The following is a 22039-nucleotide window of genomic DNA, read 5'->3' on the forward strand; positions in this document are numbered from 1 at the left end:
TCGCGGAGACCCTAGCCGAGAACGAATTCTATGCCCACACCCCGAGATGCTGAACCAGAATCACGCTACCGATGGCGATCAGGATGACACCGCCGATCGCGCCGGCGGGCCGGCCCAGCGCGGTGCCCGCCGCGCGGCCGAGCAGCATCCCGAGGCACGCCATCACGAAGGTGACGGCGGCGATGGCGAGCGCGGTCGGCACCAGGGCATCCTCCATCAGCGCCAGCACGGCGCCGACGGCGAAGGTATCGACGCTGGTGCCGATGGCGGTCAGCGCCAGGGTCGGCCAGATCACCGCCGGTCCGCTGTCGGGGTTCGCGACCAGGCTCTCCCAGATCATCTTCGCGCCGACGCCGCCGAGAATCCCGAACGCGATCCAATGATCGACCGCCGCCACATAGGCATTGGCGGCATGCCCCAGCGACCAGCCGAGCAGCAGCGCCACCGTCTCCGCCGCGGCGAAGAGGAAGGCGATCAGCAGCATGTCGACCGTGCGGTGACGGTCCTGCCTCGCGCCGTTCCCGATCGACACGGTGAACGCATCCGCGGAGACGCCGACAGCAAGGGCAAGGGTCGAGATCATTCCGGTTTCCGCCGGTCTGTGGATGGGGTGCCCGGGCACCCCCTTAAGGAAGCCCGTATATAGCCCCGCCCGGACCCGAAGTCAAAAATTAGGCAAAGCTAACTTTATGATATTAAATAGATTTTCTTACATGGACGATGAAATCTCCAACCCCTTGAAGCTTGTTAGTCGCCCCCATCGGAGTGGATGTCCGGACGGCATGCCGGCGCGTCACCATCGGGCCCCGCGACGAAGCGGGCGCTTAACAAGACCGCTGCCTCCCGCATAGAGTTCACCGAAGAACGAAGACACGGACCGATCACGGATCCGGCGACAAGGGAGAGCGCGACGATGGGCCAATTCGACGACGTCTATACGTCCTGGCAGTCAGATCCGCAGGCGTTCTGGGCGCGCGCCGCCGAGGACGTGGTCTGGACCAAGCGCTGGGACACCGTTCTCGACGACAGCAACCCGCCGTTCTACCGGTGGTTCGTCGGCGGCACGACCAACACCTGCTACAACGCCGTCGACCGCCACGTGGATGAAGGCCGCGGCAGCCAGCCGGCGATCATTTACGACAGTCCCGTCACCAATACCGTGGAGACCATCACCTACGCCCAGCTCAAGGAGCGCACGGCAGCCTTCGCCGGCGCCCTGGCGGGCTTGGGCGTGCGCTACGGGGACCGGGTGATCCTCTACATGCCGATGATCCCCGAAGCGGTCGTCGCCATGCTGGCCTGCAGCCGGATCGGCGCCATCCATTCCGTGGTGTTCGGCGGTTTCGCCTCCAAGGAGCTCGCCACCCGGATCGACGACGCCAAGCCGAAGGTCATCGTCGCCGCCTCCTGCGGCCTGGAGGGCCAGCGGGTGGTGCACTACAAGCCGCTGCTCGACCGGGCCATCGAGCTGGCCGAGCACAAGCCCAACGCCTGCATCATCAAGCAGCGCCCCCAGGAGGAGGCCACCCTGGTCATGGGCCGCGACTGGCTGTGGGAAGACGCGGTCGCCCAGGCGGAGCCGGCCAAATGCGTGCCGGTGAAGGCGGAGGATCCCGTCTACATCCTCTACACCTCCGGCACGACCGGGAAGCCGAAGGGTGTGGTGCGCGCCACCGGCGGGCACCTGGTCACCCTGAAATGGTCGATGCCCAACATCTACGGCATGGACACCGGCGACGTGTACTGGGCCGCCTCCGACGTGGGCTGGGTGGTGGGGCACTCCTACATCGTCTACGCGCCGCTGTTCCACGGCTGCACCACGATCCTGTACGAGGGCAAGCCGATCGGCACGCCCGACGCCGGCGCGTTCTGGCGGGTGATCGCCGACCACAAGGTCAAGGCGATGTTCACCGCGCCGACCGCCCTGCGCGCGATCAAGAAGGAGGATCCCCAGGGCAAGCTGTTGGAGAAATACGACCTCTCCCACTACCGCGCCCAGTTCCTGGCGGGCGAGCGCTGCGACCCGGACACCCTGAAATGGGCCGAGGACCACCTGAAGGTGCCGGTGATCGACAATTGGTGGCAGACCGAGACCGGCTCGCCGATCGCGTCGAACTGCCTCGGCATCGAGCTGCTGCCGTTCAAGCCGGGCTCGCCCACCCGCGCGGTGCCGGGCTACGAGGTCCATGCGCTGTCGCCGGAGGGCGAGGAGATGCCGCCGGGCGAGATCGGCTCGCTGGCGATCAAGCTGCCGATGGCCCCGGCCGCCCTGCCGACCCTGTGGAACAACGACGACCGGTTCATCGAAAGCTACATGGCGGAGTTCCCCGGCTACTACCAGACCGGCGATGCCGGGATCGTCGACGCGGACGGCTATCTCCATGTCATGTCGCGCACCGACGACATCATCAACGTCGCCGGTCACCGCCTCTCCACCGGCGGCATGGAGGAGGTGCTGGCCAGCCACCAGGACGTGGCCGAATGCGCCGTGATCGGCGTCGCCGACGAGGTGAAGGGCCAGGTGCCGCTCGGCTTCCTGGTGCTGAAGGACGGGGTGAACCGGCCGCATGAGGAAATCGTGAAGGAAGTGGTGGCGATGGTGCGCGACCGCATCGGGCCGGTGGCCGCCTTCAAACAGGCGACCGTGGTCCTGCGTCTGCCGAAGACCCGATCGGGCAAGATCCTGCGCGCCACCATGCAGAAGATCGCCGACGGCGAGAGCTTCGCCACCCCCGCCACCATCGACGACCCGGCGATCCTCGAAGAGATCGCCACGTCGCTGCAAACCATCGGATACGCCCGCAAAGGGTAGAACAAGAGGGATAGGACATGCGTCTGGAAGGAAAAGTTGCCGTCGTCACCGGCGCGGCGCGGGGCATCGGTGCGGCCATCGCCAAGCGGTTCGCCCTGGAAGGGGCCAAGGTCGTGGTGTCGGACGCCGACCCCATGGCCGGCGATACCTCGGTCGAGGCGATCAAGCAGGCCGGCGGCGAGGCCCGCTTCATCGCCTGCGACGTGTCCGACCGCGCCCAGGTCGCGTCGCTGATGGACCGCACGATCGAGGCCTATGGCAGCCTGGACATCGCCGTCGCCAATGCCGGGGTGATCCACAATCACCCGTTCCTGGAGCTGGACGACGAAACCTTCGACCGGGTGATCGCGGTCAACCTTAAGGGCGTGTTCCTGACCGGCCAGGAGGCGGCGCGGCGGATGGTGGATCGCGGCATCCAGGGCCGGATCGTCAACACCGCCTCGGTCAACTCGGTGATCGCCCCGACGGGGCTCGCCGCCTACAACGCGTCCAAGGGCGGGGTGGCGCAGCTCACCAAGACCATGGCGATGGATCTGGCGGATTACGGCATCCGGGTGAACGCCATCGGGCCGGGCAGCGTGGCCACCGACCTGTTCCGCGCCGGCATCCTCACCGACAACGAGGCGATGCGCCGGGTCGAGATGCGCACCCCCATGCGCCGGGCGTCGGAGCCGGACGAAATGGCCGGCGTCGCCCTGTTCCTGGCGAGCGACGACAGCTCGTATGTGACCGGGCAGGTGATCTACGCCGATGGCGGGCGACTCGCCCAGGGGCATGTGATCCAGCCGAAGGATTGAGCCTCCGCGCTCCTCCGATCGTCATCCCGGGAGACCCCGGGCTCGCCCCGGGGACTGCCCGGGACCCGGAGGGCGTCAGCCTGGGTCCCGGCCGACCTCCGGGTCAGGCCCGGAGCTCGCCGGGATGACGATGTTTTCTTGAATGTATCCCGCAACCGTTATCCCGGATCGACCCCGGGTCCGCCCGGGGCGAGGCCGGGACCCAGGGGCACCGACCTGCGAGGCCGGCGTGGCGGATCGGCGGCCGGACACGCATCCGTCCGGCGCCGATCCGCCTGCCCAGCCCCCCACGGGCCAACCGGTAAGTCCCTATTCGAAATTCGGCCGCGGATCGCCGGTGACGCCCTTGGGCGCGCGCTGGATCTCGATGCGACGCTTGCCCTGGGCGGTCTCCGCCTTCTTCGGCAGGGTGATGCGCAGGATGCCGTCTTCGCTATGCGCCTCGATTCCGGTCTCGTCCACGTCCGGCGGGAAACGGAAGGTCCGCCGGAACGCGCCGTAGGTGCGCTCGGAAAAGATGTAGCTGTCCGTCTTCTCGTCGCGCGAGGACCGCTTTTCGCCGCCGACCGTCATCTGGTCGCCATGGACCTCCACATGGATGTCCGCCTCGCGCACGCCCGGCAGCTCGATCTCGATGACGTAGGCGGCACTCGACGCCGTCGCATCGGAGGGCGGGCTGAAGAATTCGGCGACGCGGTTGCCGAACCGCCGCAGCGGGTCCATGACCTGCGGCCACCAGTCTGCATGGGATGGAACACCTTCGACCATAGTCACCTCCGTGGCGGGTTCCCTTGTCCGATTTCGGACGACGGAAGCTTGGCGGAGGTGCGGTCAGCCGACATTGACCTGCATCAAATACGGTCGAAAATCCGACTTGGGCGGTGCTTCCTGGGCGGCACTCCCCGGGCGGCTCTCCCCGGGCAGCGTTCTCCGGCCGGTCAGTTCCGGTAGGCCAGCCGCAGGTTACCCCAGATCCGGTCGGCCACCCGGATCGGGCAGTCGATCTCCTTGAGCACCTGCTTGTTGCCGCCGCCCATGTCGCGGACATAGCTCTGGATCTTGTGCTCGTCGGTATTGCGGGCGGCGAGCAGGCCGGCCCGGTCGTCGAAGATCCGTCGGTTGCGGCTGTTGGCGGTGTTCCAGACCGTCTCCCCCGGCTTCTGCGGCTTGGAGAAGGCGGTGTTGTGGGTCGGAAGGTAGGCGTTCCGGTCGACGGCGGCGCAGAACACGATGGCGGAGTTCTTCGCCACCACCGCCTCCTGGACGACAGGGAACTGCTCGTCGGTGAGGGCGAGGAACCGGGTGGAGTACTGCACCGGGTCGGTCCCCTGGATCGGCACGTAGTCGTCGTCGAACAGATCCTCCATATCGAGCCGGCCGGAGGACAGAGCCGAGGACAGGATGCCGGACAGCTTGTCCGCGGCATCCCGGCACAGCGTCACCAGCGGCGCATCATGGGTCTTGGTCGCCTCGATGACCCGCCGTACCCCGGCGATCTCGGTATCGGTCGGCGCCAGGAACTGCAGATGGGTACCCAGCGGGCTGCTGCCGACGACCCGGGCGCGCAAGGTCCCGATCCCGTCGACCTCCACCGTGCCCTCCTGCCCGGTCGCCTCCTCGTCGAGGCCCGGGAAGAACAGACCGCCGGAGAACGACAGATCGACGGTGTGGCCCTTCAGCGAGGCGGTCCCCATGGACAAGGTGCCTGGAATGCCGACGGCCACCCGGTCGCCCTGGCGCCGGTCGCCGACCCCCGAGGAGCGCAGCATGGTGGTTATGCGGCGCTGCAGGTCGCCGACATCCCGTCCGAGCCGCCCGGCGATCTCCGCCAGCCGGTCCGCCGCCCGCAGAGACACCTTGGCCGTGTCCTGGACCGCCCCGATCTGGTCGGCGACCTGTCCGGTCTCCAGGGAGGCGCGTTCGGCGCTGCGGGCGATCTCGGCGATGGCGGCGCGCTGTTCGTCGGCCGAGCTGGAGACCGAACCGGCCCGTTCGGACAGCTCCTCCACCCCGGTCACGATGCTGCCGAGCGCCAGGTTGACCGAGTCGGTCGAGGCCGAGATCTGCTGGGTGCGTTCGGTGACCGACGCGATCGCGTTCTCGGTCTCCGCGGCGAGCGATTTCACCTCGCCCGCGACCACGGCGAAGCCCTTGCCGGCGTCCCCGGCCCGAGCCGCCTCGATGGTGGCGTTCAGCGCCAGCAGGCGGGTCTGCTTGGCGATGCTGCGGACCAGTTCCGTCACGTCGCCGATCGCCGCCGCGCTCTCGGTCAGCGCCGCCATGGCGCGCTTGGCCTCCTCGATATCGGAGAGGGTGGATTCCGCCTTCTGGGCCGCGCCGGTGGTCTGGTCCGAGATCTGCTGGCTCGAGGCCTCCAGTTCCTGGGCGGCGCTGGCGACGATGTTCACGCCATCGCGGGTATTCTGTGCGCTCGCGCCGACGGTGCCGGCCGCCGAGGTGACGTCGCCGGCGATGTTCTCGAGCTGACCCGCCACCTGGCTCAGGGTCTGAACCTGGTGCCGCACCTCGGACAGGGTGGTCGACATCTCGCGCTCAAGACTGTCCGACATGGCCATCAGCCGGCCAGTGGAGTCGATCTCGTTCGAGGTCGAGCCGAACGAGGCTATGCTGGCGGCGATATCGGCGAAGCATCGACGCAGGATCGCACGGATCTCGTGCTCCTGTCGGTCGCCCTTCCTGACGCTCTTCACCACGCCGACGATCAGGTCCTCGGTCAGCTTCTCGTAGCCGGCCAGGTAGGTCGAGGTATCGATCCGCCGCTCCACATGGACACGGCCGATCCGTTCGGAGGTGGCGAGCACCGCGTCCAGGTCGCGCTCGGATCGCGCGGCGAACAGGGCAGTCCAGTGGCGCAGCTGCGCCTGCTTCAACCGGTCGAGGTCGGAACCCTCGAACAGTGGGGCGATGTCCTCGTGGCCGGTGGCCATGCGGTAGAAGTCGTCGATGGCCGACCGCGCCAGCTTCTCTCCCTCGGCGGCGGGGCCGCTCTCTTCCAGCTGGAACAGCTTGCGGATCTGTCCGGCCGTCGACGGCTCGATTCCATGGTTCATCCATTTCCCCCCGGTCGTCGCATCTGTTCGCGCGGCGACGTTCCCGGCCGGAGCTTTCCTACGTACCGTCGGACCATCTGACGCGGGCCGCCGGCACGGTTTCCCCGGCGATGCGCCACCGTCCTGCCAAAAATAGTACCACGGCATTTACGGGCATGCTTTTCGTAATCGTCTCGTATGCGAGCAATCCCGCATCCAGAGCCGCATCGATCTCCCCGGGGGCGAGCGCGCCGACGTCGAGCACCACCGGCCGGTCGCCGAGATCGCTGTCCGGATCCTCCGCCGAGGCCGAGCCGCGGCGGATTGCGGGATGGCCGGGCAGGTCGACCGCGTTGCCGATCAGCGTCGCCGCCACATCCGCGCTGGCCGCATCCCGGGCCAGGACCGTGACCGCATCGGCGATGCCGAAGGAGAAGGAGCGCCCGCCCCGCCCGCTGGTCGCCACGCCGCGCACCGGGTCCGTGTGGCGCAGCGTCGCCGTGCCCGCCAGGGCAGGCTCCTGCAGATCCGCCACCAGCCCGACATCGAAGCTCTGCTCCGGCGCCAGGTGGAAGGCGATGTCGCCGCCGTCATTGACCCAGGCGCGGGACAGATCGGGAGCGGCATCGAGCATGCACGCCAGGATGTGATCGGCGACCGCGCCGGCGACCGCCGCCATCGGCGTGACGAACCGGTCGGGCCAGGGGGCGACGGCGGCGACCATGCGGCGGGCAACGGGGCCGGACACGGCCGGAGGCGGATCGACGATGGGGCGGCGCAGGATCGGCAGCTCTCCGACCAGTTCCGTCAGCAACCCGTCGAACGCGGCGATCGCCGCCGTCTCAGCCGCGGCGCGGTCGGGGCCTTCCGCCTTCAGGATCAGGTCGATCGGCCCGTCCTGCAGGTGCACGCGGCCATCGTGAAGCCGGACGGCCTGCATGGCCGGCCTCAGGCGCGGGGCGACGCGGACCCCTGGGGCAGGTAGGGCCAGGGGTTGTCCGGCGCCTGACGCTCGCGGCGCAGGTCCGGCCGGCTCTCCAGCACCTCGGCCAGGGGTCGGATGGCATCCGTATAGCCGCCCAACTCCTCGTAGGCCCAGCGCGGCAGGGTGAACTCGATGGGGGCGACCAGCGCCGGGGTCGGCACATAGCCGAACGCGCCCCTGGGCAGTCGCGTGACGTCGACCATCAGGGTGATGCCGCCGCCGGGCCAGACATAGACCGGCGCGCCGCCGCAGGTGACACGGGTGATCGTCGACTGGACCGAGCGGGTCAGCCGCACCGGATTCTCGGTCACTCCGGCCCGCAGGCTGCCGCCGGCGCCGCCCATGAACAGCACGGTGCACAGGGCCGGCTCGCAGTTCTCGCCGATGCGGTCGACCACCACCTCCAGCGGCTTGGGCATTGGTTTGGCGACGAAATTCAGCCCGTCATCCAACTCGAAATAGGCGCTGTCCTCACCGGTGGTGGAGACCATCAGCACCCGCTCGCCCGGCCAGGCGGTCTTGGGGTCGACCCGGTCGATGATGTCCAGCGGATCGGTGACGTCGGTGCCGCCCCAGCCGGAGCCCGGCTCCGCCACCTGGAAGTAGCGGCCGGGCGTCGACTTACGGCCGCGCACGCGGATTCCGCCGGGCTTCATGTCGAGGAACTTGCCGGCCTGATGCTCGCTGAGCACGCCGGTGATGTGGTCGTCCACGACGATGACCTCGTCGGCATGGCCGAGCCATTGGGGCGCGAAGATGCCGATGGTGGCCGAGCCGCAGCCGACCCGCATCCGCGCCTCCTGCTCGCCGTCGACGATCGGCGGCTTGCCGGCCTGAACCGTGACCCGGCTGCCGCCGTCGATCTGCAGCTCCACCGCCTCGCCGTTGCACAGGGCCAGCATCGCGGCACAGGTAGCCGTGCCCTCCTTCTTGCTGCCGCCGGTCAGGTGGCGCACCCCGCCCAGCGACAGCATCTGGCTGCCGTATTCCGCCGTGGTGACATGGCCCACCGGCTCGCCGTCGGCCAGCACCTGGGCCTGTTCCGGGCCGAGATGGCGATCGGTGTCGATCTTCACCTTCACGCCGCAATAGCTGAAGATTCCCTCGGTCACGACGGTGACGGTATCCACCCCGTCCCATTCCGCGCCGACGATGAACGGGGCCGGCTTGTAGTCGGGATAGGTGGTGCCGGAGCCGATGCCGGTGACGAAGACCGGCGGCTCGGCCACGATCCGGCCGTCCCAGTCGGGGGCGCTCTCCAGGAACGGCACCACCGTGCCGTCGCGCTCGGCCACCTGTTCGGTCACCACCAGCGGGTCGAGCCGGACCAGGTCTCCCGCCACGTTCGCGTAGCGGTCGCAGGCCCCCGACTTGCCCTCGCGGATGCGGCACAGCACCGGACAGGCGTCGCAGCGCACGATGCCCTCGGGGAGCGTTTCGGCACTCATTCCGCCGCCTCCCGCGTCTGAGCCGCACGGATCGCCGCGCGCAGGCGGTGCGGCAGGACCGGCACCTTGTCCGGGCACACGCCGACCGCCTGGCGGATGCCGGCGAGAATGGCGGGCGCGGTCGGGACCAGGGCCGGCTCGCCGATGCCCTTGGCGCCGAACGGACCCAATGGCTCCGGATCCTCGATCAGGATGCAGTCGATCTGCGGCATGTCGCCGACCGTGGGGATCAGATAGTCGTGCAGGTTCTCCGTGCGGCCGGGGACGTATTCCTCCATCAGCGCCAGCCCGAGACCCTGGGCGATGCCGCCATGGATCTGCCCCTCCACCAGGGTCGGGTTCACCGCCCGGCCGACGTCGTGGGCTGCGGTCATGTGCAGGACCTTGGTGGTGCCGAGCTCCGGATCGACTTCCACGAGCGCGATCTGCGCGGCGAAGGCGTAGGTGGCGTAGGGAGTCCCCTGGCCGTCGGCGTCGAGCGGGGCGGTCGGCGGATCGAAGGTGCCCTCGCCCACCAGCAGGTGCCCGTCGCCATCCACCGGCAGGACCGACAGGTCGAGATCCCGCAGACCGGCGGCATCGCGCACGACGATCCGGCCGCCGTCGAAGGTCAGCTCCGCATCCTCGCCGGCATTGGCCAGCCGCAGGATCCGCGCCCGCAGGTCGCGCCCCGCCAGTTCCGAGGCCCGGCCCGACACGAAGGTCTGGCGCGAGGCGGAGGTCTTGCCGGCGTCGGGGGTCAGATCGGTATCGCCCCAGACCTGATCGACCAGGCTCAACGGCGCACCGAGCGCGTCGGCGGCGATCTGCGCCATGATCGTGTAGCTGCCCTGGCCGATATCGACGGCGCCGTTGAACAGGGTCAGCCGCCCGTCCGGCTTCAGCGCCAGACGCATGATCGACGGGTTGGACATGGAGGTGTTGCCGCAGCCGTACCACATGCAGCCGATCCCGGCGCCGAGGCGGGTGCGGCCGGCCTTCGCATTGTGGGCCGCCACCTGCTCGCCGTAACGCGCCCAGGCGGGTTTCAGCGCCTCGATGCAGGCCGCCAGCCCGACCGAGGCTTCGATGACCTGTCCGGTCGCCGTCGAGTCGCCGGCGCGCAGGGCGTTCAGCAGCCGGAACTCCAGCGGGTCCATGCCGATGCGGCCCGCCGCCTCGTCCATCAGCCGCTCGCCGATGATCGCCGCCTGAGGCACGCCGAAGCCGCGGAAGGCGCCCGCCGGCGGCCCGTCCGTATAGACCGCGGCACTGGTCGCCAGCACCGACCCCACCCGATAAGGCCCGGGGGCGTGGACCGGCACGCGGCCCGCCACGGTCGGCCCCCAGGACGCGTAGGCGCCGGTGTCGAAATCGCCGTGAAAGCGGAAGCCGGTGATCGCCCCATCGCGGGTCACGCCGAGGCTCGCGGTCATGCGTGCCGGGTGGCGCTTGGTGGTGGCGGCGAAGCTCTCCGGGCGATGGTAGAGCGTGGCGACCGGCCGGCCGAGCTTCCAGGTGGCCACGGCGAGCGGGAGCTGGATCGACTGGTCGAGCTTGCCGCCGAAGCCGCCCCCAACAACCGAAGGCGTCACCCGCACCGCCTCCTGGGCGATGCCGAGCACATGGGCGACCTCGTCGCGGTCCATATAGGGGGTCTGGGTGGTCACCCGCAGCTCGACCCGGTCGCCAGCCCGCCGCGCCCAGCCCGCTTCGGGCTCAATATAGGAGTGCTCGACGAAACTGGTCTGCATCGCAGCCTCGACGACCGCATCGGCCCCGGCCATCGCGGCGTCGACATCGCCGGAGGCCACCCGACCGCGGATCAGCACGTTGCCCGGCGAGGCCTCATGCAGTCGCAGCGCCCCATCCTTCAGCGCCGCCTCGACGCCGACCACCGCCTCGCGGGGCGACCAGTCGACCGGAAAGCCGGAGAGGTCCAACGCCTCGAACGCCGCCCGGGTCTCGACGATGACGGCCGCCACCGCCTCGCCGCGGTACCGCACGAAACCTTCGGCGAAGACAGGCTGGTCCTTGAGGGTCGGGTAGATGCCGAAACTGTTATGCCCCGGCACGTCCCGCGCGGTCAGCACCGCGACGACGCCCGGCACCGAGGCGGCCCAGGCGTCGACATCGCCGAAAGCGAAATCCGCCAGCGCATGGGGCGAGCGCAGCACCCGCAGCCACAGGGCATCCGCCGGCGTGGTGTCGTCGCCATAGAGGTCGCGCCCGTCGAGCTTGCCGACCCCGTCCAGTCTGGCGACCCGGGCGCCCACCGCCGCGCCGGGTGCCGGCGCCTCGGTATCGGGCGCGTTGGAGGCGACATCCAGCACCGCCTCGACGATCTTCAGATAGCCGGTGCAGCGGCACAGCACCCCGCCGAGCGCGTCCTCCACCGCCGCCCGCCCCGGCTGCGGGTCGCGACGCAGCAGATCGTGGGCGGCCATCAGCATGCCGGGCGTGCAGATCCCGCACTGGGCGGCCCCGTGCCGGGCAAAGGCACGCTGCAGGGCGGAATGGGTGCCGTCCCGGTCGGCCAGCCCCTCCACGGTGACGACCTCCCGCCCCTCGGCCTGGCCGGCGGGGACGAGGCAGGCGCAGACCTGCGCGCCGTCCAACAGAACGGTACAGGCGCCGCAATCGCCGGCGTCGCAACCGACCTTGGTGCCGGTCAGCCCGAGATCCTCGCGCAGCACCCTGGACAGGCGGCGCTGGGGGGCGACATCGACGCGGCACTCGCTGCCGTTGACGGTGAAGGTCAGGGTCGCGGTCATGCCGCCTCCGCAAGATCGGCCAGACAGCGCCGCACCAGAGTCCGGGCGGTGTCCATCCGGTAGGGCGCATCGCCCCGTACATCGGCGATCGGCGCCAGGGCGGCGAGGTGACCGTCGTCGAGCCGATCCGCCGCCTCTTTCGGCGACAGCCCGACCAACGCGGTCTCCAGCGCGCCGAGACGCAGAGCGGCCGCGGTGCAGGCGCCGACCGCCAGCCGCGTGCCGGCGATGGTGCCGTCGGCGGCCAGACGCATGGTGCCGGCGACCATGACGATGGAAATCACCAGATAGCGCCGCGCGCCGAGCTTCAGGAACCGGCCGGCCCCGTCGAGGGCCGCCTCGGGGAGGTGCACCGCCGCCAGCAGTTCGCCCGGCTCGAGCGCCGTCTTGCGGTTGCCGAGGACAAAACGGTCGAGCGGCAGCCGGCGGGTTCCGCCTGCCGAGACCAGCTCCACCTCCGCGTCCAGCGACAGCAACGCGGGCACCCCGTCGGCAGCCGGCGAGGCGTTGCAGAGATTGCCGCCGATCGTGCCCCGGTTCTGGATCTGCGCGCCGCCGATCTCCCGCGCCGCCGCCTTCAGCCCGTCGCAGGCCGCCGGCAACTCGGCATCGATCACCGACCGCCAGGTCGCCGCCGCGCCGATCCGCAGTCCGGCGCCGGTCCGCCCGATCCCCTGCAGGGCGTCGAGCGCGGTGACGTCCAGAATGTCCTCGCCGGTGTCGTGGGTGACCCGGGCCGGATAGTGGTCGGTCCCGCCGGCGAGCACCGTCCAGCCGCCGTCCGCAAGGGTGCGCAACGCCTCGTCCAGATCGCGCGGACGCAGATATCGGCTCACGGCACCCCCGATCCATTGCTGCGGAATTTCATTCGTGTACCAATGAAGTGTGCCACGAGTTTGTGAGCGGTCAAGAGGTGGTGCCGACCTTGCGACACTGGATTTGGCCACAATCGGATGCAACTCTTTCCGCATGAGCGCATCCGCTGCCCCGCCGTGGCCCGTACGCCGCCTCCAACCGACCGCCGCGGCACCGTGGAGGCCGACACTTTGGGCATCGCTGCTGTGTGGCGTGGCCCTGCTCCTGGCCGCTCCCGACGTCCGCGCGCAGACGCCGGTCGACCTGGCCTTGGTGCTGGCGGTGGACAGTTCCGCCAGCGTCGACGAGTCGGAATTCGCGCTTCAGCGCGGCGGCATGGCCCAGGCCTTCCGCGACCCGGAGGTGATCAAGGCGATCGAGAGCGGCCCGTTCAAGCGCATCGCCGTCACCGTCGTCGAGTGGGCCGGCCATGCGGACCAGGCGATCGACATCCCCTGGACGGTCGTCGACGGCGCCGCCGGGGCGCTGGACCTGGCCGACCGGATCGACGGCCTGGAGCGGCAGATCCTTACCGGTGCGACGTCCATCGCCGGCGCGCTCAGCTTCGCGAATTCCCTGCTGCTCTCCCACCCTTTCGAGGCCGACCGGCTGGTGATCGACCTGTCCGGCGACGGCCGCAACAACCAGGGACCGCCGGTGGAGACGATCCGCAAGGGCGTGGTCGCCCAGGGGGTGACGATAAACGGGCTGGCCATCGTCAACGAGCATCCCACCCTGAACTACTACTTCGAGGACCGGGTGATCGGCGGCACCGCCGCCTTCGTCGAGGTGGCGAACGACTACGGGGACTATCCGCGCGCCATCCGCCGCAAGCTCATCCGCGAGATCCGCACCATGAACATCAGCGCGCCCAGCGTACCCACCCCCCAGGGGACAGCCCGCGCGTGGCGCCCCGATGCGACCGAGCTGGCCACCCTGCCGGCCGCCTCCGAGCGGTGGTAGCGCCGATGCGTGCAGCCTTCCTGACGGTGCTCACGGCGGCCGGTCTTCTCGCCGCGACGTTTCTGGCACCCGGCATCCCGGCACCGGCCCGGGCGGCGGAGCCGGTCGACCTGGAACTGGTGCTCGCCGTCGACAGCTCGGCCAGCGTCGACTACACCGAGTTCAATCTGCAGCTCCAGGGCCTCACCCTGGCCTTCGAGGATCCCGAACTGGCCGACGCGATCGCCGCCGGGCCGCTCGGCGCGATCGCCGTCACCCTGATCGAATGGTCGAGCGCCGAGCGCCACGAGATCTCGATCCCCTGGACGGTGATCCGCAGCGGCGACGAGGCCCGCGCCTTCGCCGACGAGATCAGCCGCGCCCCGCGCCGGGTGGTCACCGGCGCCACGTCGATCTCCTCCTCGATCCTGTTTGCCGCCGGGATGTTCTACACCAACGGCTACGAGGGCACGCGCCGGGTGATCGACCTGTCCGGCGACGGCTACAACAACCAGGGGGCGGCCCTGTCCGTCGCCCGCGCGCTGGTGCTGGACCGGGCGATCACGATCAACGCGGTGGCCATCGAGAACCAGGTGAAGGGGCTCGGCGACTATTTCGAGGAGAGCCTGATCGGCGGCTTCGGAGCTTTCGTGATCCGGGCGTCCGACTACGAGGACTATATCGGCCAGATCCGCCGCAAGCTGCTGCGCGAGATCATGCCGGCGCCGATCTCGTAGTCCTGGCTTTTACTCTTCTCACACTCCCCGGATTTATTCCGGGGCAAGCCCTCGGGGATCACCGGGCGGGTCGGGGCGCACACGAGCGTCCGTTCAAGCCCTGGCGTTGCCCCGGAATAAATCCGGGGAGTGAATGAAGATGGGTGGGGGTATCCCTCCTCCCTATCCCCGCGCCGCGTCGAACCCCGCCAGCACCGCCGCCAGGTTGTCGCCCAGGATGTCGGAGATGTAGCCGCCCTCCTGCACGAGCACCGTCGACCGGTTGCCGCGACCCAGCCGGTCGCCGATCGCCCGGAATCCCTCGGTGGTGACGCCGAGGAAGGCGAGCGGATCCTTCTCCGAGGCGTCGAGCCCCAGCGCGATCACCAGGGCGTCGGCGCCGAAGGCATCGATCGCCGCCATGGCCTTGTCCAGGGTCTCCAGGTACTCCGCGTCCCCGGTTCCGCGCGGCAGCGGCAGGTTCAGGTTCGCCCCGCGCCCCGGCCCGGCGCCGATCTCGTCGGCATAGCCGGTGAAGAACGGGTAGTAGCCGTGCGGGTCGCCATGGATCGACACGGTCAGCACGTCGTCCCGGCGGTAGAAGATGCCCTGGGTGCCGTTGCCGTGGTGCACGTCCACGTCGAGGATCGCCACCCTGGCGGCACCCTGGTCGCGCAGGTGCTGGGCGGCGATGGCCGAATTGTTCAGGAAGCAGAAGCCGCCGGCCTGGTCGCCATAGGCGTGGTGTCCCGGCGGCCGGCAGAGCGCGTAGGTCGGCTTGCCGTCGCGCCACATCGCATCCGCCGCGGACAGCGCCACCTGGGCCGAGGCCAGCGCCCCCCGCCAGGTGCCGGGACCGATCGGGCAGGCGGTGTCGGCCTGGTAGTGGCCGGCCAGCCCGACGATATGGGTCGGGTGGATGTCCATGTTCCGGCCGGGATGCACGTTCGGCAGGATCTCCGGCGCGTGGTCCGGCAGGGCCGACCACTTGTCCCAGGCCGTGGTCAGGAACTCCAGATAGTCGGCGGCATGGACCGCCTGGACCGGGGCGAGGCCGAAATCCTTCGGCGCGATCACCGCGTGGGAGCCGGCCTCCACCGCCCGGCGCAGGATCGCCGCGCGCTCCGGCACTTCGGGATTGGCCGCCCGGTTGCCCCGGCTGATGAAGCCGCTCGGCGCGTGCACGCTGTAGTCATCGGCCAGAACGACCCGCATCTCATTCCTCCTGCTCGATCCGCCACGCAGATGTAGCGGGCGGGGGTGAGGGGGCGCAAGCCGTGGCCGTGCAAATCACATTCTCATCGTCACCCTGGACTACCCCGCACCTGGTCCGATGGCGGGACGCGAGACAGCCGTCCCGACGTCGGCCGTCCTCCTGACGTAAGTCAGGACCATGCCGCGAACGTATCCGCTCGGTCCCGATCGGCCCCCGGATCAAGTCCGGGGAGCCGCCGGGATGACGGACAGGGAGGAGCGAGGCGGGCCGCTTACGCCCGCCGCTCCCGGGTGGTGTTGCTGATCGGCTGGGACAGGCGGCTGACCATTTCCTTGGGCACCACCTGCCAGAAATTGTCGCGCTCGTGGCGCCAGTCGATCAGCAGCCGCTCGGCGAAGCGGGACTGGGTCTCGCGCACATGCTCCGACACCATGCGGCGCAGCAGCATCTCCCAGTAGTCGGTTTCGATCCGCTGGTAGACCACCGTCTCCGGGTTCACCACCTGCTCGAAATTGCCCGCCGCGTCGTAGATGAAGGCCATGCCGCCGGTCATGCCGGCCGCGAAGTTGTGGCCGACCTCGCCGAGGATCACCGCGGTGCCGCCGGTCATGTACTCGCAGCCGTTCGACCCGCAGCCTTCCACCACCGCATCGGCGCCGGAGTTGCGGACGCAGAACCGCTCGCCCGCCTGACCGGCGGCGAACAGCTTGCCCGCCGTCGCCCCGTACAGCACGGTGTTGCCGATGATGGTGTTCTCGTTCGGCGTGAAGGACGCCGCCGTCATCGGCCGCACCGAGATGATGCCGCCGGACAGGCCCTTGCCCACATAGTCGTTGGCGTCGCCGAACACCTCCAGCTTCAGTCCCTGCACCGCGAAGGCGCCGAGCGACTGGCCGGCGGTGCCGCGCAGGCGCACGGTGATGTGGCCCGGCTGCAGGCCCGACATGCCGTACTTGCGGACCAGAACCGAGCTCAACTTGGTACCGATGGCGCGCTGGGTATTGGCGATGTTGTAGGTGAGCTGCAGCTTCTCCCCGCCCTCGATCGCCGGCTTCACGTCCTTGATCATGATGGCGTCGAGGGTCTCTGGCACCTCGTTGCGGAACTCGACCGTGTTGTATGCCGGCAGCCCGCCGGTATCGGCGCGCACCAGGATCGGGTTCAGGTCGAGATCGTCCAGCGACGGATCGCCCCGGCTGACCTGGGCCAGCAGGTCGGACCGGCCGACCACCTCGCGCAGGTGGCGCATGCCCAGGCTCGCCAGGATCTCGCGCACCTCCTCGGCGACGAAGGAGAACAGGTTCACCACCTTCTCCGGCGTGCCCTCGAACTTGGCGCGCAGCCCCTCGTCCTGGGTGCACACGCCCACCGGGCAGGTGTTGGAGTGGCACTGGCGCACCATGATGCAGCCCATCGCGACCAGGGAGGCGGTGCCGATGCCGAATTCCTCGGCGCCGAGCATGGCGGCGATCACCACGTCGCGGCCGGTCTTGATTCCGCCGTCGGTGCGCAGGGTCACCTTGTGCCGCAGCCGGTTCAGGGTGAGCACCTGGTGGACCTCCGACAACCCCATCTCCCACGGGATACCGGCATACTTGATCGAGGTCTGCGGGCTGGCGCCGGTGCCGCCGCCATGGCCGGAGATCAGGATCGTGTCGGCATGGGCCTTGGCCACGCCGGCGGCGATCGTGCCGATGCCGGTGGAGGCGACCAGCTTCACGCAGACCCGGGCTTCCGGATTGATCTGCTTCAGGTCGTAGATGAGCTGGGCCAGATCCTCGATCGAGTAGATGTCGTGGTGCGGCGGCGGCGAGATCAGGGTCACGCCGGGGGTGGAGTGGCGCAGCCGGGCGATCAGGCTGTTCACCTTCATGCCTGGAAGCTGGCCGCCCTCGCCGGGCTTCGCGCCCTGGGCCACCTTGATCTCGATCTCGCGGCAGTTGTTCAGGTACTCCGCGGTCACGCCGAAGCGGCCGGAGGCCACCTGCTTGATCGCCGAGCTCGGGTTGTCGCCGTTCGGACGCGGCCGGAACCGGGCCGGGTCCTCGCCGCCCTCGCCGCTGTCGGACTTGGAGCCGATGCGGTTCATGGCGATGGACAGGGTCTCGTGCGCCTCCGGGCTCAGGGCGCCGAGCGAGATGCCCGGGGCGATCAGCCGCTTGCGGATGTCGGTGATCGACTCGACCTCGTCGAGCGGCACGGTCTGCTTGACCTGCTTGAAGCCGAGCAGATCGCGCAGGTTGATCGGCGCCTCTTCATAGACCGAGTTCGCGTAGCGCTTGTACAGATGGTAGCTGTCGGTCTCCACCGCGCGCTGCAGGGCATGCATCATGTCGCCGTTGAAGGCGTGACGCTCGCCGGTGCGCCGGTAGCGATACAGCCCGCCTACGGGCAGCGGCACGACGCTCTCGTCGAAGGCCTTCTTGTGCATCGCCAGGACCTTGGCCTGGATGCCGTTCAGGCCGAGGCCGGAGATTCGCGAGGACATGCCCGGGAAATACTGCTCCACCAGGGAGCGGGACAGGCCGACCGCCTCGAAGTTGTAGCCGCCGCGATAGGACGACAGCACCGAGATGCCCATCTTGGACATGACCTTCAGCAGGCCGTCCTGGATCGCCTTCTTGTAGTTGGCGAGGCAGTCCTCAAGGGTGCGGTCGGCGAACAGGCCGCGCGACAGCCGGTCGGCGATCGCCTCCTGCACCAGATACGGGTTGATGGTGGTGCCGCCGACGCCGATCAGCACGGCGAAGTAATGCACGTCCAGCACCTCGCCGCAGCGCACGTTGATCGAGGTGAAGGTGCGCAGCTGCTGGCGGACCAGATGGCTGTGCACGGCACCCGTCGCCAGGATCATCGGCATGCCGGCCCGGCTCGGCGTGGTCTCCATGTCCGACAGGATCACGTGGGTGCAGCCGCCGCGCACGGCGTCCTCGGCCTCCTGGCGGATCCGGTTCAGCGCCGTCTCAAGCGCATGCGGGCCGCCCTCGGCGTCGAAGGTGCAGTCGATCTCGGCCGCCGTCTCCGCCATGTAGTCGCGCATGGCGTGGAACTCGGCATTGGTCAGCACCGGGCTTTCCAGCAGCAGGTGGTCGCACTGCTCGCTGTCCTCGTCGAGGATGTTGCCCAGGTTGCCGAGGCGGGTGCGCAGGGTCATGACCCGGCGCTCGCGCAGGCTGTCGATCGGCGGGTTGGTGACCTGGCTGAAGTTCTGCCGGAAGAAGTGGTGCAGGCCGCGGTACTTGTCGGACAGCACGGCGAGCGGCGTGTCGTCGCCCATGGAGCCGACGGCCTCCTTGCCGCCCTCGGCCATCGGCTGCAGCAGCAGCTCCATGTCCTCCAGCGTCCAGCCGGCAACCACCTGGCGGCGGCGCAGCGCGTCGCGCTGGAAGGCCGGCTTCTCCTCGTGCTCGGCGCGGATCAGCTTGTCGATCTTGGTGCTCTCGGTGATCCACGCGCCGAACGGCCGGCTGGTGGCCAGCAGGTCCTTCAGCTCGGCATCGTGGTAGAGCTTGCCCTCGACCAGATCGACCGCGATCATCTCGCCCGGATCGAGCCGGCCCTTCTCGATGAGCTTGGCCTCGTCGATGCGCACCATCCCGGTCTCCGAGCCGCCGATCAGCAGGCCGTCATCGGTGACCGAATAGCGCAGCGGCCGCAGCCCGTTGCGGTCCATGCCGCCGAGCACCCAGCGCCCGCCATAGGCGGCGATCGCCGCCGGGCCGTCCCACGGCTCCATCACCGCGTTGGCGTAGGCGTAGAGGTCGCGCCAGGACTGCGGCAGGTCGTCCTCCTCGGTCCAGGCCTCCGGAATGCACATGCTCTTCACCATGGGCAGTTCGCGGCCGGAGCGGACCATCAGCTCGAAGGTGGCGTCCAGCGCGGCACTGTCGGAGGAGCCGGACTGGACCACCGGCTTGATGTCCTCGATCAGGTCGCCGAAGGTCGGGTGCGCCATCCGGGTCTCGTGGCTCGCCATCCAGTTGACGTTGCCCTTGACCGTGTTGATCTCGCCGTTATGGGCCAGCACGCGGAACGGCTGGGCCAGCTTCCAGGTCGGGAAGGTGTTTGTCGAATAGCGCTGGTGATAGACGGCGAAGTTCGACACGAACCGCTCGTCGGTCAGGTCGGGATAGAACTGGTCGACCTGCTCGGCCAGGAACATGCCCTTGTAGATGATCGACCGGCAGGACATCGAGCAGATGTAGAAATCGGTGATGTGCTCGGCCAGCGCCGCCTTCTCGATGCGGCGGCGGATGATGTAGAGGTCGCGCTCGACCTGCTCGGCGTCATGCTCCAGCGGGGCGGAGAACATGATCTGCTCGATCTCCGGACGGGTGGCGTTCGCCTTCTCGCCGATGACCGAGATGTCGACCGGCACCTGGCGCCAGCCGTAGATGAAGCAGCCGGTCTTCAGGATCTCGGACTCGACGATGATCCGGCAGCGCTCCTGGGCGGCGAGGTCGGTGCGCGGCAGGAACACCATGCCGACGCCGATCCGCTCGTCGAGCAGCTTGTGGCCGGTATTGGCCACCTCCTCGCGGAAGAAGTCGGCCGGGATCTCGATATGGATGCCGGCCCCGTCGCCGGTCTTGCCGTCGGCATCGACCGCGCCGCGGTGCCAGACCGCCTTCAGCGCCTGGATCGCCGAGGTGACCACCTCGCGCCGCGGCTGGCCGTCGATCGCCGCGACGAAGCCGACGCCGCAGGACTCGTGCTCATGGGCCGGGTCGTAGGCATGGCCGGCCTGCAGCTTGGCCGCGTTCTCCCGCCACTCGCGCACGAAAGTCTCGCCGCTCGGGGTCTCGCCGTTCAGGATGGGCGTGTCCGACATGTCTGGCCTCCTCGGGTCAGCAAACGGTGTCTGCGGGATGGGTCAGGCGGCCGACAGGGCCGTTTCGGCCTCGGCGGTCAGGTAGTCGTGGATGCGGTCGGCGGCGTCGCGGCCGTCGCGCACCGCCCAGACCACCAGCGAGGCGCCGCGCACGATGTCGCCGGCGGCGAACACCCCGTCGAGGCTCGTCATCATGGTCCTGAAGTCGATCGCCACGGTGCCCCAGCGCGAGACCTTGAGCTCCTCGGTGCCGAACAGTCCCGGCAGGTCTTCCGGGTCGAAGCCCAGCGCCTTGATCGCCATGTCGCACTCGATGGTGAAGCTGGACCCGTCGATCGGCTGCGGGGTCTGGCGGCCGGTGGCGTCGGGCACGCCCAGATGGATGCGCTGGCAACGCACGCCGTCGACCGTGGTATCGCCGACAAAGGCCTCCGGGGCGGCAAGCCACTCGAAGGTCACGCCCTCTTCCTCGGCGTTGGCGACCTCGCGCTGGGAACCGGGCATGTTGGTCCGGTCGCGGCGATAGACGCAGGTCACCGCAGCCGCCCCCTGGCGGATCGCGGTGCGCACGCAGTCCATGGCGGTGTCGCCGCCGCCGATGACCACGACCTTCTTGCCCTTGGCGTCCAGGGTGCCGTTGTCGAGCTCCGGCACGTCGTCGCCCAGGCCCTTGCGGTTGGAGGCGGTCAGGTAGTCCAGCGCCGGATAGATGCCGTCCAGGCCGACGCCCGGGCACTGCATGTCGCGCGCCTTGTACACCCCGGTGGCGATCAGCACGGCGGTGTGGCGCGCGCGCAGTTCCTCCAGGGTGACGTCGCGGCCGATCTCGGTATTGGCGTGGTAGTGCACGCCGCCCTCGGCCAGCAGCGCCGAGCGCCGCTCCACGACCTCCTTCTCCAGCTTGAAGTTGGGGATGCCGTAGATCATCAGGCCGCCCATGCGGTCGTAGCGGTCGTAGACATGGACCTGGTAGCCGCGCTTGCGCAGCTGCTCGGCCGCCGCCAAGCCGCCCGGTCCGCCGCCGATGATGCCGACGGACTCCTCGCGCTCGCGCACCGGCTTGACCGGCTTGACCCAGCCGTTCTCGAAGGCGGTCTCGGTGATGTACTTCTCCACCGAGCCGATGGTCACGGACTCGAAGCCCTTCTCGATGACGCAGTTGCCTTCGCACAGCCGGTCCTGCGGGCAGATGCGGCCGCAGATCTCCGGGAAGTTGTTGGTCGCCGAGGAGATCTCGTAGGCCTCCTCCAGGCGCCCCTCGGCCGTCAGCATCAGCCAGTCCGGGATGTTGTTCTGCAGCGGGCAGTGGACCTGGCAATAGGGCACGCCGCACTGGGAGCAGCGACCGGCCTGCTCCTGAGCCCTGGCCGGGTCGAACTCGGCATAGATCTCGCCGAAATCGGTGCGACGGTCCTCGGCGGCGCGCTTCTGCGGCATCCGCTTTTCGGTTCCGACAAACTTCAGCATCCGGTCGGTCATGGCATCGTCTCCTTGTCGGGAGCCGGGCGCGGAGACGCAATCCCGGATCCTTATCCCCCGCCTTATCGCGTAGCGGGCGGCTTCTATACACGTTGAGAGAGAGTCGAAAAAGACCAAATGTCCAATTTAGGTCCGATTTGGACCTAAATCGCATC

14 protein-coding genes are annotated in these 22039 nt (G+C 69.1%); 4 read left to right on the forward strand and 10 right to left on the reverse strand.

The window, feature by feature from the left end; genetic code table 11:
* Positions 1–28: 28 nt before the first annotated feature.
* On the reverse strand, positions 29–583 hold the full coding sequence (locus tag G578_RS0120760; RefSeq protein WP_028795874.1) for a manganese efflux pump MntP: 555 nt from the start codon (positions 581–583) through the stop codon (positions 29–31).
* A 330-nt stretch (positions 584–913) separates the two neighbouring features.
* On the opposite strand from G578_RS0120760, the gene G578_RS0120765 reads away from it, so the two are divergent.
* Positions 914–2812: a propionyl-CoA synthetase gene (locus tag G578_RS0120765; RefSeq protein ID WP_028795875.1), complete on the forward strand. Its 1899-nt coding sequence runs from the start codon at positions 914–916 to the stop codon at positions 2810–2812.
* A 17-nt stretch (positions 2813–2829) separates the two neighbouring features.
* A complete protein-coding gene (locus G578_RS0120770) occupies positions 2830–3609 on the forward strand; it encodes an SDR family NAD(P)-dependent oxidoreductase (RefSeq protein WP_028795876.1) in 780 nt (259 codons plus the stop codon).
* A gap of 309 nt (positions 3610–3918) precedes the next feature.
* On the opposite strand, the gene G578_RS27430 is transcribed toward G578_RS0120770, so the two are convergent.
* From G578_RS27430 to G578_RS0120800, 6 genes are all read right to left on the reverse strand, one after another.
* A complete protein-coding gene (locus G578_RS27430; RefSeq protein ID WP_051245115.1) occupies positions 3919–4377 on the reverse strand; it encodes an Hsp20/alpha crystallin family protein in 459 nt (152 codons plus the stop codon).
* A gap of 170 nt (positions 4378–4547) precedes the next feature.
* On the reverse strand, positions 4548–6680 hold the full coding sequence (locus tag G578_RS0120780) for a methyl-accepting chemotaxis protein (RefSeq protein ID WP_028795877.1): 2133 nt from the start codon (positions 6678–6680) through the stop codon (positions 4548–4550).
* A gap of 58 nt (positions 6681–6738) precedes the next feature.
* Positions 6739–7599 (reverse strand): UPF0280 family protein, encoded by an 861-nt coding sequence (locus G578_RS0120785; RefSeq protein WP_028795878.1) that lies wholly within the window; start codon positions 7597–7599, stop codon positions 6739–6741.
* A gap of 8 nt (positions 7600–7607) precedes the next feature.
* Positions 7608–9092 (reverse strand): 6-hydroxynicotinate reductase, encoded by a 1485-nt coding sequence (locus G578_RS27435; RefSeq protein ID WP_038015593.1) that lies wholly within the window; start codon positions 9090–9092, stop codon positions 7608–7610.
* Positions 9089–11845 carry a molybdopterin-dependent oxidoreductase gene (locus G578_RS0120795; protein WP_028795879.1) on the reverse strand — a complete coding sequence of 919 codons (2757 nt, stop codon included), beginning with the start codon at positions 11843–11845 and terminating at the stop codon, positions 9089–9091. Before G578_RS0120795 ends, G578_RS27435 begins: the two co-directional genes overlap by 4 nt.
* The gene (locus tag G578_RS0120800) at positions 11842–12681 is read right to left on the reverse strand and encodes an FAD binding domain-containing protein (protein WP_028795880.1); all 840 of its coding nucleotides are present in this window, start codon (positions 12679–12681) and stop codon (positions 11842–11844) included. Before G578_RS0120800 ends, G578_RS0120795 begins: the two co-directional genes overlap by 4 nt.
* Before the next feature lie 232 nt (positions 12682–12913).
* On the opposite strand from G578_RS0120800, the gene G578_RS27440 reads away from it, so the two are divergent.
* Complete coding sequence (locus tag G578_RS27440; protein ID WP_051245116.1) at positions 12914–13663, forward strand: DUF1194 domain-containing protein; 750 nt, start codon at positions 12914–12916, stop codon at positions 13661–13663.
* Positions 13664–13668: 5 nt separating this feature from the next.
* Positions 13669–14379, forward strand: coding sequence for a DUF1194 domain-containing protein (locus tag G578_RS0120810; protein ID WP_028795881.1), 711 nt, complete (start codon positions 13669–13671; stop codon positions 14377–14379).
* A gap of 162 nt (positions 14380–14541) precedes the next feature.
* On the opposite strand, the gene G578_RS0120815 is transcribed toward G578_RS0120810, so the two are convergent.
* From G578_RS0120815 to G578_RS0120825, 3 genes are all read right to left on the reverse strand, one after another.
* Entirely contained in the window at positions 14542–15573 is a 1032-nt protein-coding gene (locus G578_RS0120815) for a histone deacetylase family protein (RefSeq protein WP_028795882.1), read from the reverse strand.
* A 272-nt stretch (positions 15574–15845) separates the two neighbouring features.
* A complete protein-coding gene (gene gltB / locus G578_RS0120820; protein WP_038015596.1) occupies positions 15846–20405 on the reverse strand; it encodes a glutamate synthase large subunit in 4560 nt (1519 codons plus the stop codon).
* 42 nt (positions 20406–20447) lie between these two features.
* Entirely contained in the window at positions 20448–21884 is a 1437-nt protein-coding gene (locus tag G578_RS0120825; RefSeq protein WP_028795884.1) for an NAD(P)-dependent oxidoreductase, read from the reverse strand.
* Positions 21885–22039: the final 155 nt, after the last annotated feature.

Origin of the sequence: Thalassobaculum salexigens DSM 19539, assembly GCF_000423805.1 — a bacterium.
Classification (GTDB): domain Bacteria; phylum Pseudomonadota; class Alphaproteobacteria; order Thalassobaculales; family Thalassobaculaceae; genus Thalassobaculum; species Thalassobaculum litoreum.